Annotated in this window: 20 protein-coding genes; 5 read left to right on the forward strand and 15 right to left on the reverse strand. The window is 74.3% G+C overall.

What is annotated here, in order from left to right; all coding sequences use genetic code 11:
* Positions 1-19: 19 nt before the first annotated feature.
* Positions 20-418, forward strand: coding sequence for an enolase C-terminal domain-like protein (locus tag JT723_RS14080; RefSeq protein WP_205044935.1), 399 nt, complete (start codon positions 20-22; stop codon positions 416-418).
* A 145-nt stretch (positions 419-563) separates the two neighbouring features.
* Here JT723_RS14080 and JT723_RS14085 read toward each other — a convergent pair whose 3' ends face one another.
* The 11 genes from JT723_RS14085 to JT723_RS14135 form a co-directional block, all read right to left on the reverse strand.
* On the reverse strand, positions 564-1,325 hold the full coding sequence (locus JT723_RS14085) for a DUF899 family protein (RefSeq protein WP_205044936.1): 762 nt from the start codon (positions 1,323-1,325) through the stop codon (positions 564-566).
* A gap of 500 nt (positions 1,326-1,825) precedes the next feature.
* Complete coding sequence (locus JT723_RS14090) at positions 1,826-2,194, reverse strand: VOC family protein (protein ID WP_205044937.1); 369 nt, start codon at positions 2,192-2,194, stop codon at positions 1,826-1,828.
* Positions 2,195-2,330: 136 nt separating this feature from the next.
* Positions 2,331-4,199 (reverse strand): complex I subunit 5 family protein, encoded by a 1,869-nt coding sequence (locus JT723_RS14095; protein WP_251513136.1) that lies wholly within the window; start codon positions 4,197-4,199, stop codon positions 2,331-2,333.
* Between the two features lie 9 nt (positions 4,200-4,208).
* On the reverse strand, positions 4,209-4,553 hold the full coding sequence (locus JT723_RS14100; protein WP_205044938.1) for a sodium:proton antiporter: 345 nt from the start codon (positions 4,551-4,553) through the stop codon (positions 4,209-4,211).
* A complete protein-coding gene (locus tag JT723_RS14105) occupies positions 4,550-5,302 on the reverse strand; it encodes an MnhB domain-containing protein (RefSeq protein ID WP_205044939.1) in 753 nt (250 codons plus the stop codon). The genes JT723_RS14100 and JT723_RS14105 overlap by 4 nt, the downstream gene beginning before the upstream one ends.
* Positions 5,299-5,604, reverse strand: a complete 306-nt coding sequence (locus JT723_RS14110) for a Na(+)/H(+) antiporter subunit B (RefSeq protein ID WP_205044940.1) — start codon at positions 5,602-5,604, stop codon at positions 5,299-5,301. Before JT723_RS14110 ends, JT723_RS14105 begins: the two co-directional genes overlap by 4 nt.
* Positions 5,601-5,936, reverse strand: coding sequence for a cation:proton antiporter (locus tag JT723_RS14115; protein WP_205044941.1), 336 nt, complete (start codon positions 5,934-5,936; stop codon positions 5,601-5,603). The genes JT723_RS14110 and JT723_RS14115 overlap by 4 nt, the downstream gene beginning before the upstream one ends.
* A complete protein-coding gene (locus JT723_RS35760) occupies positions 5,933-6,208 on the reverse strand; it encodes a monovalent cation/H+ antiporter complex subunit F (protein ID WP_205044942.1) in 276 nt (91 codons plus the stop codon). Before JT723_RS35760 ends, JT723_RS14115 begins: the two co-directional genes overlap by 4 nt.
* Entirely contained in the window at positions 6,205-6,765 is a 561-nt protein-coding gene (locus JT723_RS14125) for a Na+/H+ antiporter subunit E (protein WP_205044943.1), read from the reverse strand. The genes JT723_RS35760 and JT723_RS14125 overlap by 4 nt, the downstream gene beginning before the upstream one ends.
* 348 nt (positions 6,766-7,113) lie before the next feature.
* Positions 7,114-8,208, reverse strand: a complete 1,095-nt coding sequence (locus tag JT723_RS14130; RefSeq protein WP_205044944.1) for a cation diffusion facilitator family transporter — start codon at positions 8,206-8,208, stop codon at positions 7,114-7,116.
* Positions 8,205-8,654, reverse strand: coding sequence for an STAS domain-containing protein (locus JT723_RS14135; RefSeq protein ID WP_240165599.1), 450 nt, complete (start codon positions 8,652-8,654; stop codon positions 8,205-8,207). Before JT723_RS14135 ends, JT723_RS14130 begins: the two co-directional genes overlap by 4 nt.
* Positions 8,655-8,858: 204 nt before the next feature.
* On the opposite strand from JT723_RS14135, the gene JT723_RS14140 reads away from it, so the two are divergent.
* Positions 8,859-9,188, forward strand: a complete 330-nt coding sequence (locus JT723_RS14140; protein WP_205044945.1) for a helix-turn-helix transcriptional regulator — start codon at positions 8,859-8,861, stop codon at positions 9,186-9,188.
* Between the two features lie 10 nt (positions 9,189-9,198).
* Here the strand turns inward: JT723_RS14140 and JT723_RS14145 are convergent, their stop codons facing one another.
* On the reverse strand, positions 9,199-9,627 hold the full coding sequence (locus JT723_RS14145) for a MarR family winged helix-turn-helix transcriptional regulator (protein ID WP_205044946.1): 429 nt from the start codon (positions 9,625-9,627) through the stop codon (positions 9,199-9,201).
* 120 nt (positions 9,628-9,747) lie between these two features.
* On the opposite strand from JT723_RS14145, the gene JT723_RS14150 reads away from it, so the two are divergent.
* On the forward strand, positions 9,748-10,521 hold the full coding sequence (locus JT723_RS14150; protein WP_205044947.1) for an alpha/beta fold hydrolase: 774 nt from the start codon (positions 9,748-9,750) through the stop codon (positions 10,519-10,521).
* Here JT723_RS14150 and JT723_RS14155 read toward each other — a convergent pair.
* Positions 10,502-12,868 carry a bifunctional polysaccharide deacetylase/glycosyltransferase family 2 protein gene (locus tag JT723_RS14155; RefSeq protein ID WP_240165600.1) on the reverse strand — a complete coding sequence of 789 codons (2,367 nt, stop codon included), beginning with the start codon at positions 12,866-12,868 and terminating at the stop codon, positions 10,502-10,504. The two genes, JT723_RS14150 and JT723_RS14155, sit on opposite strands and share 20 nt — an antisense overlap.
* Entirely contained in the window at positions 12,865-13,404 is a 540-nt protein-coding gene (locus tag JT723_RS14160; protein WP_205044948.1) for a hypothetical protein, read from the reverse strand. The genes JT723_RS14155 and JT723_RS14160 overlap by 4 nt, the downstream gene beginning before the upstream one ends.
* Positions 13,405-13,698: 294 nt before the next feature.
* On the opposite strand from JT723_RS14160, the gene JT723_RS14165 reads away from it, so the two are divergent.
* Together JT723_RS14165 and JT723_RS14170 are read left to right on the forward strand one after the other, a co-directional pair.
* Entirely contained in the window at positions 13,699-14,295 is a 597-nt protein-coding gene (locus JT723_RS14165) for an RNA polymerase sigma factor (protein WP_372441307.1), read from the forward strand.
* Positions 14,296-14,298: 3 nt separating this feature from the next.
* Positions 14,299-15,228, forward strand: a complete 930-nt coding sequence (locus JT723_RS14170; RefSeq protein ID WP_205044949.1) for a serine/threonine-protein kinase — start codon at positions 14,299-14,301, stop codon at positions 15,226-15,228.
* Positions 15,229-15,327: 99 nt separating this feature from the next.
* Here JT723_RS14170 and JT723_RS14175 read toward each other — a convergent pair whose 3' ends face one another.
* A complete protein-coding gene (locus tag JT723_RS14175) occupies positions 15,328-16,527 on the reverse strand; it encodes a S53 family peptidase (protein WP_205044950.1) in 1,200 nt (399 codons plus the stop codon).
* Positions 16,528-16,577 lie beyond the last annotated feature (50 nt).

The following is a 16,577-nucleotide window of genomic DNA, read 5'->3' on the forward strand; positions in this document are numbered from 1 at the left end:
CGGCCGGGCGCCAGGTGTGTTGCGGGGTGAAACCGAGGAGGTCGCGGCTGCGGCGGGTGGCGAAGGCGGCCTGACGCCCACCCGCAAGCTGGTGGCACTGGCCGAACTGCTCGGTGTGCGCACCGCCTTCCACTCCCCCGGCGACATCTCGCCGGTGGGCGTGGCCGCGAACCTCGCGGTGGACGTGTCCACGCCCGCCTTCGGCTACCAGGAGTCGCACACCTACAACGAGGCGACTCACGAGGTCTTCCCCGGCACCCCGGTGGTGCGCGACGGCTATCTGACGCCGTCCGACGCGCCCGGCTGGGGCGTCGACCTGGACGAGCGCGAAGCGGCGAAGCACCCGCCGGTGAAGTTCCTCCACGAGAGCTGGGCCGCCGGGGTGCGCCACCCCGACGGCGGCCTGGACGCGCCCTGAGCGGCGGGACTCGGGTTCCTGGACAGCGCCGCCACCCTGGCCCTACGGCGCTCGGGCAGCCCGACGCCCTGCTGCGGCTGCCCCACGATCGCCCGGAACCGCGCGTACAGGCCACTTTGCCGGCGGGGGAAGAGGAGGCGATCCGTCAGTGGTGTCCGCGCCGCCCCGACGTCTCGACCGGCGTCGCACCGGGACGTGTCCACTGCGGTACGGGCCGGCTGGTCTCCCCCCATGTGGGGTTCCCTTCCGCGTCCGCACGCCAGTACCAGCACGGCGCCTTCCCCTCCGGCCAGCCCTCGGGGACGTCCTGCCACGCCTCGCGCCGCCCGTACGGCGTCATGTCGAGCAGCGCGAACATCGGGTTGGTCACCTCGCTGCCGCGGCCCGTGGTGGAGTACGTGAGGTAGACGCGGTCGCCGTCGCGCAGGTACGAGGTGACACAGCCCATGCTCCCGCCGATCGGTTCGGCCGTACCGCGCACCGAGTACCAGGGCTGGGTATAGCCCATGAAGTCCACGTAGTCCGCCACCTCCGGCCACTCCCCGGTCGTGACGATGGCGAAGGACACCCCCCGCGCGTTCAGATACACCGCGTCCTTCAGGCTCCACGCGGTGAAGGTGCAGCCCTCGCACTGCCCCTGCGGCGGGGCCCCGTCGTGCCACATGTGCTTGTAGACGATCAGCTCGTCCCGCCCCTGGAAGAGGTCGAGGAACGGCACCGGTCCGTTCGGACCGACGACCTCGGCGGTCCCGTCGAACTCCACCATCGGCAGCCGCCGCCGGGCCGCAGCGATGGCGTCCCCCTCGCGGGTGTGCGCCTTCTCCCGGACCAGCAGCTCGTCCCTGGCAGCCTGCCAGGCCGCCATGTCCACGACCTCCGGTCGCCCGTCCGTCCCGTTGCCCGCCATGCCGCCCTCCACATCCGTCTCCGAACGGGCGTCCCGCACGCCCGCTGTCCGGAAGTTCTGACTCCTGCCGGGCCCGGAACTCATCGCTCCCGCAAGAACGCCCGCCACCCCGACGTCCTCGCTGCTCAGCGATGCGGCCTGATCGGCCCGCCCCTGTGGGCTCGACTGCGTAGCCTTGTCGCATGACACGCAAGGGCAGGTATCGGTGGCGGACCCGGCTCCGGCGCAGCCTGCCACGGGTTCTGGTCGATCGCGGGGTGGCCGCGAAAGGCGCCGGTGACTACGGCGCACACGAGTGGTACAACCACGACGGGCTCGTCGCGCATTGCTACCACTGCGACGTTGGCGAGCGTCCATGGCCGGCGATGAGTCACGGCGAAACGACACCTTCTGTCGTCTGAGCTCTCGCTCCGCGATCATCGCGGTGTGGGCGAGAGGTCTTTCTGACGGCTGTCGGATTACGCGCCGTGGCAGACGGCCTGTGGGCTGTTCCGCGGGCGTCAGTGGCGGCCGGTGTCGATGACGCAGAAGCGGTTGCCCTCGGGGTCGGACAGGACGACGAAGTCGGGGTCGTCCGGGTAGAGGTCCCAGGGGACGCGGTGGGCGCCGAGGGTCAGGAGGCGGGTGACTTCCGCGGCCTGGTCTGCGGCGTCCCCGGCGTAGAGGTCGAGGTGGACGCGGGGGTGGTCCTGGACCGGGGTCCGGCTCAGGGCGAGGGCCACCTGCACACCCGCGCCCTGGGAGGGGACGAGGACCACCCAGTCGTCCTCCATCTCCTCGCGCGGGACGTATCCCAGGGCCGCGCACCAGAACGCCGCCGCACGGCGCATGTCGGAGACACCCAGCACCACGGAACCGACTCTCAGCATGGGCCGATTCTCGCGCACGTCCGCCGTCCGCGGCGGTCGACACCGTCGGTGCCCGGGCGGGCGTGCACCCGCCGACGGAGCTGGACGCACCGCCCGAGCCGCCCGAAGACGCCGTCCGACGGCTGCTGACCTCGCGTCAGATCTGTGCGGCCAGCGCCACCAGCAGGCCCGCCAGCCCGACCATCAGCCAGGTGACGTAGTCGCCGAGGTGGCCGGAGTGCAGGCGGCGCAGCGGCACGACCAGCCGTCGTTCGGCGGCGCGGGAGGCGGTACGCAGCGGGCGCAGGGATCCGGTCGCGGGGTACAGGGCGCACAGGGCGAGGGCGACCGCTGCCGCCGCCGACAGCAGGCCGAGCAGCACGCCGGTGGTGGTCCACTCCGCCGCCGGGGGCGGTACGAGCGGCAGCGGCGCGCGCAGGCCGGCGACTTGCGCCGCATAACCGGTGCGGTCGGTGAAGGCGGTGGCCGCCGCGGCGAGTGCGCGGCCCGCGGCGGGCAACAGGCCCAGGGCGAGCGCCCCGAGAAGCAGAGCCGCGGGCACCGCCGTCATGGTGCGCGGCACGGGCCTGCGCGGGTCGCGCACCTCGGGCTCCTCGCCGGAGCCGCTGGTCTCGACGTCGGAGGGGCGCGGCTCGGGGCGCTGACCGGCGCCGCGGAAGATCCGCAGGCCCGCGCGCAGCACGGCGCCGCCGGTCAGCGCCGACACCAGGACGTACAGCGCGGGCAGCCACGCCAGGTGGTGCCCGGCGGCGTCCTCGGCGACGGCTTTGCCGAGGGCGGTGCCGAAGGGCGGGAGCCCGGCGAGCGCGAGGGCGCCGGTGAGGAAGAGGGCACCGGTGTACGGCGAGCCGCGTTCCGTGCCGTACAGGCCGTGTTCGTCGACCGAGCCGTGCCGGTCGAGCAGTACACCGGTCAGGCCGAAGAGCGCTGCCTTGACTCCGGCGTGCCCGGCGACGTAGACGGCGGTGCCCGCGGTCGCGGTGGCGCCGGGCAGGCTCAGGCCCAGCAGCCACAGGCCGGCGTGCGCGATGGTGGAGAAGGCCAGCATCCGCTTGAGGTGCCGCTGCTGCCAGCACATGACGGCGCCGGTGACGGCGGTCAGCGCGCCGAGCGTGCCCAGCGTGCGCGTCACCGCCTGCTCGGGGATGCCGCCGGGTCCGCCGAAGACGACGAGGTGGACGCGGGCGGCGCCGTAGAGGCCGAGTTCGACCATGACGCCGGACATCAGCATGCACACCGACGTGGGCGCCACCGCGTGCGCGTCGGGCAGCCAGAAGTGGAAGGGCACGATCGCCGCCTTGACCAGCAGTCCTGCCATGACCAGGACGAACGCGGTGACGGTGAGCGTGTCGGTGCGGTGTCCTGCCAGGGCCGCACCGATCTGCGCCATGCCCAGTTCCCCGGTGCGGGCGTAGAGCAGCCCGATGCCGAGCAGCGAGCAGTACGCGGCGAGGGAGTTGACGACGCCGAAGCTGAGCGCTCCGTGCAGCGGGCGCGGGTCCTCGATGCGGAAGCCCGTCAGGGCGTAGGCGACCACGCCCATCAGCTCGAAGAAGACGAAGGCGTCGAAGAGGTCGCCGGTCAGGGCGAATCCGCACATGCCCGCTTCGAAGAGCAGCAGCAGCGCCGGGAAGGTGCCTCGGTGCCGGCTTGGCGGCTCGTCGAAGTAGCGCCAGGAGTAGACGAGTACGGCGGCGACCAGGACGGCGACCAGCAGCGCGAGTCCGGCGCCGACCCGGTCGGCGACCAGGACGATGCCGACGCTGTGCCCGCCGTGCGGCGTCCAGCCGCCGGCCCAGGACACCGCACGCCCTCCCGAGTCGCCCAGCCGCGCCCACAGCAGGGCGGTCTCGGCGGCGGTGGCGGCGGCGAAGGCGGTGGCGAGCGCGTCGACGCCGGTACGCGGCAGCAGCCGGCCTGCCAGCACCAGGACGGCCGCGCCCAGCAGCGGGATCGCCACGGCGAGCGGCAGCAGGTCGGCGGTCTCCCGGCCGGCGGGCAGCACCTGGTGTCATCAGCCTTTCAGGTCGGTGAGCGCTTCGGGGTCCACGGTGCCGGTGCGCTTGCGGATCTGGATGACCAGGCTCAGCAGCAGCGCGGTGACCGTGGCCCCGACGACCACGTCGGTGAGGACCAGGGCCTGGACGACCGGGTCCACGACGGGGGTGCCGACGGGGATGTCGGAGAAGACCGGCGCCGTGCCGCCGCGGCGGTAGCCGATGCCGAGCAGCAGCACGTAAGTCGAGGACTGCGCCACCGCCAGGCAGCCGACGGCGTGCACGAGGTTGCGGCTGGTGACCATGCCGTAGACGCCGACCAGGAAGATCCAGCCGGCCGCGAGGAAGGGCAGCACGCTCATCGGCGGCCCCCTGCGTCCTGTGCGGGTTCGTCGATCTCGACGGCCTGGTCGAGGAACTGCGCGACGAGCACGATCACCCCGGAGGCGACCTCCACGCCCACGGCGGCGTTGACCAGCGGCACCAGGCCGCCGGAGGCCAGCTGGTTGAAGGTGCCCAGCGGCAGTACGTTCTCCAGGAAGGCGCCGCCCGCGATCAGCCCGGCGAAGCCGAGCAGGGTGAAGGCCCCGGCGCCGACCGCGTCGAGCGCGGCGAACACCGCGAGCGGGCGGACCCGGCGCAGCACCCGGTAGTCGGCGGCGACGTACGCCAGGTGCAGCCCGGTCGCGAGCATCACCCCGCCCTGGAAGCCGCCGCCCGGGCTGAGCTGCCCGTGGGCCACGACGTAACCGCCCACCAGGACGGTGACCGGCAGCAGTCCCGCGCCGAGCAGCAGCGTGGACGGCAAAACGGGGCGCGGTGCGGGTTCCGCCCGGTCCTCGTCGCGCGCCCGGCGCAGCAGGACGACGGCGCCGAGCACCGCGCCGAAGAGGATGGACTCCTCGCCGAGGGTGTCCAGGGCGCGCTGGTCGAAGTTGACCGACGAGACGGCGTTGGCGGTGTGCTGCCGTACGGCCGCCGCGACCGCCCGGGCCCCGTAGGGGTGGTCCGCGGTGCCGAAGTGCGGCAACTGGGTGCAGGTGAGGGCGAAGAAGACCGCGAAGACGGCGGCGGCCAGCAGGAAGACGGTGCCGCGCACACGGCGGCTCACCGCCCGGGCTCCCGGTCGTCCCCTCGGTCCGCCCCCGGCCCGCCGCGCGGGCGGCGGCGGACCTTGCGGACCGTCAGCAGGACCAGCAGCGGGGTGATCGCGCTGCCGACCGCGAGCTGCGACAGCGCCACGTCGGGCGCCTGCACCAGCAGGAACAGCAGCGCGAGGCACACGCCCAGCACCGAGAGCACCACCGACTGGCGCACCGGGTCGCGGGTCAGGGCGGCGGCGGTCGCCGCCGCGACCACCAGGACGAGGGCGACGGCGACCAGGAAGTCGGCGGCTGCGGGTGCGGTGTTCATGCCGGCGGCTCACCGGCCCTCGTGCCCGTGCCCTGCGCCGGTGCGTCCTGCTCTCCGGTGCGGATCATCGTGCGGCCGATGACGACGGTCAGGACGGGACCTGACACCGCGGTGAGCGCGCCGACGACCAGCAGCTTGACGGCCGCGCGGCCCGCGCCCGCGTCCACCGCCAGGCCGAGGCACACCAGCGGGACGCCGAGGCCCGTCGCCGGGGCGAGGGCGTGCAGCCGGCCGTAGGCCGTGGGGAGCACGGCGAGCGCGGCGGCGGACAGCAGCAGCGCGGCGGCGCCGCACCACAGCAGCACCAGGGCGAGGACGTGGCCCGCGCTCATCGCGCCTCCTCCTCGCGGTTGCCGCCGCCGGCCAGGCAGCGGGCGTAGACCAGCGTCGAGGTCGGTGCCAGCACCGCCGCCACGAGGGCGACGTCGACGTACGAGGACCGGTGCAGGCCGCGGGCGGCGAGCAGCAGGACCGCGACCGCCATGGTCGCGGCCAGCGAGGTGGCCGCGAGCCGCTGCGCGGGTTCGCCGCGGCAGGCCCGCCATACGCACGGGACGACGCCCGCGGGCAGCAGGACGCAGGCGGCGAGCAGCCAGGCGTTCACGGCAACCGCCCTACGCCGAGGGCGCGTTCGACGGCGGAGGGTTTCGCGCCGAGCAGGTGGACGCGCAGCTCCCGCTCCCCGTCCGGCGCCTCGTCCGCGATGTCGACGACGCACGCGCCCGGCGTCGCGGACAGAAGTACGGCCGCGAGCCCGGTGTCGGCACCCGCGGGGAGGCGTACGGCGACGGGCGCGTCGGCCGCGGCGGCGCGGTGGCGGGAGCCGCGTACCGCCCGGCCGACGGCCATGGCCAGCTCGGCCGTGTCCTGCAGCAGGGTCGCGGGCAGTGCCGCCAACGCGGCGGCGGTGCGCCGGTCCGCGTGGACCGAAGGGTGTTCCGCTCGCCGGACGGCGTCCGCCGCGAAGCCGCCGAGTACGGCGAGGCCGCCGCCGACGGCCCACTCCAGCGGGCTGACCGCGGAGATCAGGACGACGTATAGGGCCACCAGCAGGACCGTCCAGGCCGCAACCGTCGCCGCCGAGGCGGCGGTGCCGTGCGCGCTGTGCGCCATCGCGGTCGCCTCCGTCCTGGTCGTACGGTCCGCCGGCGTGGAGGACACGCCTGGCGGCCCACTCCTATGCCATGCGCACCGTCTGTCCCGGCTGCCGCGCCGAAAACCCGATCCGCTCCCGCACGTCCGGCGTACCCGCCCCCCGCCGTGCCCGTCCTGCGGCGCGCGTGCGCGCACCGCGGCTGCCGCCGCGCCCCGGAACGAACCCTCACAACCTCCCGGCACCCGGAAGCCAGAGGTCACACCCACCCGGCGCCCCGGAACGAACCCTCACAACCTCCCGGCACCCGGAAGCCAGAGGTCACACCCTCCCGGCGTCCGGGGACGAACCGCCGCATCCTCCCGGCACCCTGAGGCCGGGTGTTCCGGCCTTCCGCGGCGCCCGGGGTCCGGGCGTCACCCGTCCCCGGGGTGGTCCTGGGGCGGGCCGCCCCGGTCGGCCGCTTCCTCTGCCGCCACCGCCCGGTCGACCGCCTGGCGGCGTTCGCGGGCGCGGGTGCGTTCGGCGCTGTCGGCGTCGATGATGTCGAGGAAGATCTCGGTGAAGGCCGGGCACCTGCGGTGCAGTTCGTCCTTGATGCGCACGCTGACCTCCTCGACCTGTTCGCTGTCGATGCCCTCGTGCAGGTCCACGCGTGCCGCGAGCAGCGCGGTGTCCACGCCCAGCCGCATGGTCATCAGCGTGGTGACGGTGTCGATCTCCGGCTGTTCGGCGAGGATGCGGTACGCGTCCTGCTGCTGGCGCGGATCGGCGGCCTGGCCGACCAGCAGGTCGCGGGCGGCACGCCCGAGCCCGTAGGCGACGAGGACGAGCAGGACGGCGATGGCGAAGGCCGCAGCGGCCTCCCAGCGCTGCGAGCCGGTGACCTGGTGCAGCAGCACTCCCCCGGCGGCCAGCAGCACACCGAGTACGGCGGTGGCGTCCTCGGCGAAGACCGTGCGAACGGTCGGGTCCTTGCTCGCGGCGACCTCGCGCGCCAGGGAGCGCCCGTGCTGCCGCGCCCGGCCGTGCAGCTGCGCGGCGGCGCGCAGCAGGGAGGTGCCCTCGGCGGCGAGCGCCACGCCCAGGACGGCATAGGTGGCCACGAAGCCGGCCGTCGACTGCTTCTCCGGCGTCACCCACGCGTGGACGCCCTGGTAGAAGGAGAAGCAGCCGCCGGTGACGAAGATGCCGACCGCGGCGAGCAGCGCCCAGAAGAAGCGCTCCTTGCCGTAGCCGAAGGGGTGGAGCGCGTCGGGGCGGCGCCGGCTGCGGCGGACCGAGGCGAGCAGGAAGACCTCGTTGAGGGTGTCGGCCACGGAGTGCGCGGCCTCGGCGAGCAGCGCGGGGGAAGCCGTCAGCACACCGGTGACGGCCTTGGCGACGGTGATGACGACGTTGGCGAGCAGGGCTACAAGGACGGTGCCGGTGGTCCGGCCGTCGTCCTTGTCCCGCTCGGCGCCGCGCGCCTGCGGCTGCGGGCCCCTGTCGCCGTCGCCGCCGGAGGTCACGGGCGGCGCGGCGCCTTTGCTGCCGCCAGGTGGGCGGGGACCACGGCTTCCGGGAAGACCTCGTCGCAGTGGGTGAGGGCCAGCAGTCGGGAGACCGCCGGCGAGACGGCCAGGACGGTCAGCTCGGCGCCGGTGGCGCGGGCCTTGGCGCGGGCGCGCAGCAGCACGTTCAGGCCGGCGCAGTCGAAGAAGCCCGTTCCCGTCAGGTCGACGTCCACACCGGCCGGGGTCGACTCCAGGCAGTCGGCGAGCACCCGCAGGAGGGTGTCGGCGGTGTCGAGGTCGACCTCGCCGTGGACCGCGATCCGGGTGCGGCCGAAGGCTTCGGTCATCCGGAGGGTGAGCCCGGATCGGAGGTGCCTGACCACCCGTGTTGCAGAGGCGGCCGGCAGCGCGGGCTCGCCGCGGTACGTGCCGTCGTACGACTGGTGGGCTGCACCTGCCATGGGTCGCGACCTCCCGGGTCTGAGGGTGTCCGTCTCGGTGGCGGTTCGGTTGTCGTGCGCTTCGGCCGGGTGGCCGTCGCAGGGCGATCACGACCGCGTACCGGCGACACCAGCCTGCGATGCGGACGCGACCCCCGTCAAGCGATACGCGAAATATAATTCGTGCTTTGATTGACCGGAATCCGCCGTCGTAGGATGTCCTGCATGGATGATGCCGCCCACCCTCGAACCGGATGGACCTTCCTCACGAACCATGCCCGCGTCCTGGCCGCCATCGCCCGCAACCCCGCGATCCGGGTGCGGGACATCGCCGGGCGGTGCCTGCTGACCGAGCGCGCCGTCCAGAAGATCATCGCGGACCTGGAGTCCGACGGCTACCTCAGCCACACCCGCGCCGGACGCACCAACGTCTACGCGATCCCCACCGACACGCCGCTGCGCCACCCCGCTGACGCCGGTCCCACGGTGGCGGCGCTGCTGTCGCTGTTCGACGTGGACAACGCGGCCAGAGCCGACCAGGACGGCACGAGGTAGGAACCGGGCGTCAGCCCAGGTCCTGCGGCTCCGAGCCGAGGACCGTGTCGAGCAACGCGCCGAGCTGGTCGAGCTGATCGGCCGACAGCGGCTCGAACGAGGTCGCGACCACGCCGTCGACCACCTCCTGCCCGGCCTCGCGGAGCCGGGCGCCTTCCCCGGTGAGCCGGTGCCGCACCGCCCGCCCCGGCCCGGGGACCCGCTCGATCAGGCCGCGGCCGGCCATGCGGACCGCGAGGGTGCCGAAGGACTGGTCGGTCTGGAAGGTCAGCACCGCGAGGTCGTGCAGCGAGGCGTCAGGCTGCGCATGCAGGTGCCGCAGGGTGTCCCACTGGACGAGCGAGAGCCCCAGCGGCGCCAGCGCCCGGCTCAGGGCGCGGTGGTGGCGGTACTGCAGGCGCTTCACTGCGAGGGCCACGTCGGCGGAGCGGTATCCCATGCCGCCGAGCCTACCCCAGGGCATCAGCATGCTTACCCAAGCATGCTTGTCTCATATTGCTTACCTAAGCTTCCTTAGGTAAGGTTCCTGATATCAGCCCTTCGACGGACGGCAGGCATCATGGACACCCCCGCGACCACCCGCACCCTCCGCATCGGCACCACGTGCCCGGTCGACATCACCGTCCGGGACCACGCCGGCGACCGGCCCTTCCTGCTGCTCCACGGGGGAGGCGGCGCCCCGACGATGGCCGGCTTCGCCGCACTGCTGGCCGGGCGCACCGGCTCGCGGGTGCTGCTGCCCACCCACCCCGGCTTCGCCGGTACGCCGAAGGCCGCAGGGCTGACCGGCGTCACCGCGCTGGCGCGCGCCTACGTCGCGATGCTGGAGCAGCTCGGCCTCACCGGCGTGACCGTGGTCGGCAACTCCTTCGGGGGCTGGCTCGCCGCGGAGATCGCCGCGCTGAACAGCCCCCGCGTCGCGGCGGCGGTGATCGTCGACGGTATCGGCGTCGAGGTCCCCGGTCACACGATGCTCGACGTCAGCGGGCTGTCGCGGGCCGAACTCCTGGCGCACTCCTTCCACGACCCGGACAAGGCCCCGGTCCCGCCCGGCGGCGGCACTGGCCCGAGCCCGGACGTCCAGGCGCTCATCGGCTACACCGGCCCGGCGATGTCGGACCCCGCCCTGGCCGGGCGGCTGGCCGCGGTCGACATTCCGGTCCACGTCCTGTGGGGCGAGAGCGACCGCGTCGCGACGCCCGCCTACGGCAAGGAGTTCGCCGCCGCGATACCGGCGGCCACCTTCACGCTGCTCCCCCGCACCGGCCACCTGCCGCAGGTCGAGACGCCGGAGGACGTGCTCGCCGCGCTGCTCACCGCGGTCGGTCGGTGACGTCGCCGTACGGGTCGTGCCCGTACGGCGACGGGGCCTCGTAGTGGTCCCCGTAGAGCCCCGGCGTCTGGCCGCTGCGCAGGTAGGTGACCTCGCCGGCTCCCACCCCGCCATGGACCTCCTGCAGCCAGTCCTCGGCGAGTTCCCGCTGCGGGACGTGCCCGTCGGACGGGGCGGGTGCAGGCACCTCCGCCGGGGCGGACGGCACGGTGAGGCTGCCGTAGCGCTCCATGCGCTGCCAGCGCAGCCGGTTCCCCGCCAGGGCGGTGGCCACCGACTGGACGACGACCAGGTACATCAGCTGGCGGTAGACGAACTGCTGCAGCGGCAGCGTCCACAGCGCGCCCGGGCGCTCGCCGTCCAGCCGGAAGGCGTAGGCGCCCATGGCCGCCTGGAGGGCGAGGAAGGCCAGCCACAGGCCGACGATGCGCAGCGGGTCGAGGAAGACCAGGCCGTAGACGGCGAAGACGTCGACCACCGGCGCGAGCAGCGGCAGCAGGACCTGGAAGAGGAGCAGGTAGAGCAGACCGCGGCGGCCCAGCTTCCCCGCGGCCCCGCCGGAGACGACGGCCCTGCGGTGCTTCCACATCGCCTGCAGCGTGCCATAGCACCAGCGGTAGCGCTGGCGCCACAGCGCTCCGAGTGACGCGGGCGCCTCGGTCCAGGCGACGGCGTCCTCCTCGTAGACCACCCGCCAGCCGTCCCGGCACAGCGCCATCGTCAGGTCGGTGTCCTCGGCGAGCGTCTCGTCGCTGACACCGCCGACCCGCAGCAGCGCGTCCTTGCGGAAGGCGCCGACCGCCCCGGGGACGGTCGGCATGCACTGCCCGAGGTCGAACAGGCGGCGGTCGAGGTTGAAGCCGACGACGTACTCGATGTGCTGCCAGCGCCCCAGCAGGCCGCCGCGGTTGACGACCTTGGCGTTGCCGGACACCGCGCCGACCCGCGGGTCGGCGAAGGGCTGGACCAGGGCGCGGACCGCGTCCGGCTCGAAGACGGTGTCGCCGTCGACCATCACCAGCAGGTCGAACGAGGCGGCGGCGATCCCGGTGTTGAGCGCGGCCGGTTTGCCGGCGTTCGCCTGCCGGATCACCCGCACGTAGGGCAGGCGCAGCGACTCCACCAGGTCGGCGGTGCCGTCGGTCGACCCGTCGTCGACGACCACGACCTCGACCGGGTGGTCGGAGGCGAGCAGCGAGCGGACCGCGGCCTCGATGCCCGCGCTCTCGTTGTAGGCGGGCACGATGACGGTGACCGGTTCCGTGACCGGTGGACCCCACGCCCTGCCGCGCCGCCTGACGTGCCGGCGGGCGGCGGCGACGACCGCGGCGGCGCGCAGCACGGCGAGCACGCCTGCCGCGAGCAGCAGCCAGCCCAGGATCCGCAGCACCCAGGCACTGGCGGTGAGCGTCCCGATCAGGGCCAGGCCGAGCCGGTGGTCCCCCGCGCTCGCCGGGCGCATGGCCTGCGGGATGCCGACGGCGTCCCCGACGGTGGCGAAGGTGAAGCCCCGGGCGGCCAGTTGCGGCAGCAGCCGGTCAAGCGCCGCCACGGTCTGGGAGCGGTCGCCGCCCCCGTCGTGCATCAGCAGGATCTGGCCCGCGCTGCCGTGCGGTGTGGCGTTGGCGACGATCGCGGCGACGCCGGGGCGCTGCCAGTCCTCGCTGTCCTGGGTGGTCAGCACCGTGAGGTAGCCGTCGCCGCCTGCGGCCTCGACCGCGTCCCAGTCGCGGTCGTCCAGCGCGTCGTTGCCCGAGGAGTACGGCGGGCGCAGCAGCGAACTGGTCTTCCCGGTGGCTCCGGCCAGCGCGAGTTGCGCCTCGCGCAGTTCGAGCGAGCGCTGCCAGCCGGGAAGCCTGCCGAGGTTGGCGTGGGTGAAGGTGTGGACGCCGATCTCGTTGCCGTCGGCCAGGATCTGCCGGACCAGCGCGGGATGGGCGGCGACCTCGGTCCCGACCACGAAGAAAGTGGCGTGCACATGGTGGCGGCGCAGGACCGCGAGGATCTGCGGGGTCCACCGCGGGTCGGGGCCGTCGTCGAAGGTCAGAGCGAGGGTGTGCGCCCGCGGGCGGGCGGTGCGGGCCGGGGTGGTGGCGCTGTCGATCACCGGGCCGCCGTGCACCACCGCGGCGGGCACCCGGCCCGCGCTTCCGCCGCCCGCCCCCGCGGCGTCGTCGCCGATGCCGAACATGTGCCGCGTGTAGCCCTGGATGAGCAGCGCACCGGCGAGTGTGAGAACCATCACGGTCAGCAGCAGCCAGTGGGTGCGCAGCGGCACGTTGCGCACGACGCCGCGTCGTCCGCGCCCGGCACGGCGCCCCTTGCGTACGGCCCTTCTGCGGCTCATCCGCGGCCGTGCGCGGTGTGCGTGGGAACGGGGTGCGTCGCGGTGCTCCTGCCGTGGGTGACGGTGGGCGTCGCGGTGGCCGGGCTCCCGGCTGCGGGTGCGGTGGTTCTGCCCGGCGCCGACGGGTGCGGCGACGCCGCCGCGGCGGTCGGTGCGCTGCCGGCGGTGGCCTTCGCCGATGGCGAGGCCGGGCCGTGGGCGCCGCCCTTGCCGGCGGCCGACGGCGTACTGCCCGCGGTGTCAGGAGCCGTGGCCCGCGGGGACGCGGAACCCGCGCCGTCGGCGTCCCCGGCCGGCAGCGGGAGGTACGGCGAGTCGACCGACGGGCCGCCGAGAGCGGCGCTGAGCAGCAGCGCGACGTACCCGGCGGCGGGTATGACCAGGAGCCGACCGAACCGCCTGACCCGGCGCTGCCGCCGTCCTGACGGATCGACGAAGACCGGTCGGGCGGCCGTCGCGGGGTCGCCCGACCGGTCGTCTGCCGCCCTGGGCGCCGGGCGGGCGTCGGAGGGCGGATGTCCTACGGGGTGGTGCATAGCGGCGCACCATACAAGACGTCCGCCGCCGTGGCGACGCGGCGTATATTCCGGTCATCTCACCCTTTACCGATAAATACCGGTGCGTCGGACGGCCGTTGCGAGTCCGCCGGCACCGGCACCCCGGACCAGGGGTGTGACGTTTCCCGGACAGGCCGCGCCTCCCCCTAGGGAAGCAGCCTGGGTCCGGCCCGATCACCTGACCCCCGGAGCGGGCCGGACCCGGGTGTGGCACTCTGCTGCACAGGACACGGACGGCACTCGCGCGGTGCGGGCGGGCACGAAGAGGACTGGGTGGGCGAGGCGAGACTGCACCGGCACACGCGGATGGACGACGAGGCGCTGGGCGACGCGGTCGCCCGGGCACGTGCCGGGGAGGAGGCCGCCTTCGGCGTCGTCTACCGGGAGCTCCATCCGATGCTGCTGGGCTATCTGCGCGGACTGATCGGGGACGACGCGGACGACATCGCCTCGGAGACCTGGCACGACATCGTCCGCGACCTCGGGGCCTTCCGCGGCGGCGGCCAGTCCTTCCGCGGATGGGCTGCGACGATCGCCCGGCACCGGGCGCTGGACCACGTACGGCGCGGCCGCGTACGCCCGCGCACCACGGCACTCGACGAGAGCGTCGCGGACATGGTCGCCGAGCGCACCAGCGCCCGGGACTCCGAGGGTGCGGCCCTGGAGAACATCTCCACCGCACGGGCGCTCTCGCTGATCGCGGAGTTGCCGAAGGACCAGGCCGAGGCCGTGCTGCTGCGGGTGGTGCTGGGGCTCAACGGCCCCATGGCGGCCGAGGTGCTGGGGAAGCGTCCCGGCGCGGTGCGCACGGCCTCCCACCGGGGGCTGATGCGTCTGTCGGAGCGCCTGAGAGGCGCTGAGGAGAAGTAAGGGATGAACGAGAGCCACGAGTACGGCCTGCAAGACGACGACGCCCGGGACGAGTCCGTCCCGGGCGGGCGCGGCCCGGGGCACGGCGGGCAGGACCTACCCGGCGAGCCGGGCGGCTGGCCGCGGCCGGCCGTCGCGGAACAGCTGCTGAACGGGGAGGACGTCGCCGACACCGACCCGCGTACCGCCGAGGTGGCCGGGCTGCTCGCGGCTGCGCGCGCACTGCCGCCGGGCAGGCCGCAGGACGAGGCCGCGGTGCTCGACGCCTTCCGCCGCGCGTCCGCCGCAGGTTCCGGCGCCCGTCGCACCGCGGTGGCGGTCCCGGTCGTCCGCGGCCGGCGGTGGCGTACGGCTCGCGGGCCCCGCCCGGTCCGGCTGCTGGTCGGCGGCGCGCTGGCCGTCTCCGCACTCGGCGGCGTCGCGATCGCCGCGCAGGGCGGCGGCCTCCCGCACCCCTTCGGCTCCTCCGACGGCAGCACCCACGGCCCGTCGGCACCCGCGCCCACCGGCGGAGGTACGGGGACGGCGCCCGGCCTGCCGCGTACTCCCGGTGCGACGACCGGGTCCGCATCACCCAGCGCACTCCCCGGGACCGGGTCCCCCACGCCGGGGACGGTGTCCCCCGCGCCCGGTGTGCCGACCGCCACCGGCACCCGCGGGCTGTGCGAGGCGTACACGAAGGCGGAGCGCGAGGGAACGACGCCCGAGGGGTCGGTGATCGCGCGGCTCGCCGAGGCGGCGGGCAGCGCTGCCGGGGTCGACGCGTACTGCGCCGCGCTGACCGGCTCCTCCCCCGCGCCCGGTCACGGGCACGGGCAGCGGACCGCCCAGCCGCACCCCGGAGCGTCCTCGAACGTGCCCGTCGTGCCCAAGTCCGCCACACCGACCGGTGCGTCCGTCCGGGTCGCGCCGAGCGCGCCCCGGCACAAGTGAGAGCGGGCACCCGGCGGCAGAGGTGCGGGCCGGAGGGGGACGCCCCTCCGGCCCGCGGCCGGTGCCCCTGCGGGGCGGGTGTGACCGGTCAGGACGGGGTCAGAAGGCCCCGATGCCGTTCGGGGTGCCCAGCCCGGTCGGGCCGTCCCAGCCGGTGCGGGCGTTGCACCACTGAGTGGTCGGGCAGCTGCCGTTGCTGCCGGAGGTGACGTCCCACAGCGACGAGGCGTGGGTGTAGGGGTAGTTGTTGTCGATCGAGCCGGTGTTCCCCGCGAGGGCGTACACCGAGGCGATGACGGGCGAGGACACGCTCGTACCGCCGAAGACCATCCAGCCGACGTAGCCCTGGTAGGCCGTGCTGTCGTAGACCGCGACACCGGTGGACGGGTTGGCGACCGCGGAGACGTCGGCCTCGGCCCGCTTGGCGCAGCCGGTGGCGAAGGAGGCGGCACCGCTCAGCGCGGTGTTGTACGCCGAGCAGCCGCTGCCGGCGCCGGACCAGGCGGTCTCGCTCCAACCGCGGGAGTTGGAGGCGGTGTTGAGGGTGGTGCCGCCGACCGCGGTGACGTAGTGCGAGGACGCCGGGTAGCTGGCCCCGTAGCCGGCGTCACCGGAGCTGGCGGTCACCGCGATGCCCGGGTGGTTGTAGTAGGAGCCGTAGGACGCGTCGGAGGCGTCGGAGCCGCCGTAGCTGTTGCTGATCGCGACGACACCGGGGGTGGCCGCCGCCCGGTTCACCGCCGCGCCCAGGTTGGCGAAGGAGGAGGACTTGGCCTCGACCAGCAGGATGTGGCAGTTGGGGCAGATCGCCGAGACCATGTCGAGGTCCAGCGAGATCTCCTGTGCCCAGCCGCCGTCCTTGCGCGGGTAGGTGGTGCCGCCGTTCTGGTCGATCTTCTTGAAGCAGCCGTTGGCGGTGGTGCAGGCCGGCAGGCCGAACTGGCTGCGGTAGACCGCCAGGTCGGCTTCCGCGGTCGGGTCGTCGTAGGCGTCGACGATCGCGACGGTACGGCCGGAACCCGCCGTCGCCGAGGGCAGGTTGTACGCCGACTGCAGGCTGGACGGCCCGTAGCCGGAGGGGGTGGCGTTCGGCGCGACGGACTTCGCGGCGACGACGTCGGTGCGGACCAGCGCCTTGCAGGAGGCGAAGCCCGCCTTGGCGGTCGCACAGGAGTGCGCGGTCGCTCCGGCCGAGGCGGCGGCGCCCGAGGGTGCCGCGGTGCCGAGGACCGCCAGCGGGATCGCCGCCAGGGCCGTGACGACTGTGCCGAACAGCCGTGCGCGTGAGCGCAGTTGCATGTGTCTCTCCTTGGATAGTGGTCGATCGGGGGTGTCGACCTCGGCATCCG

Origin of the sequence: Actinacidiphila bryophytorum (assembly GCF_016916835.1) — a bacterium.
Taxonomy (GTDB): domain Bacteria; phylum Actinomycetota; class Actinomycetes; order Streptomycetales; family Streptomycetaceae; genus Actinacidiphila; species Actinacidiphila bryophytorum.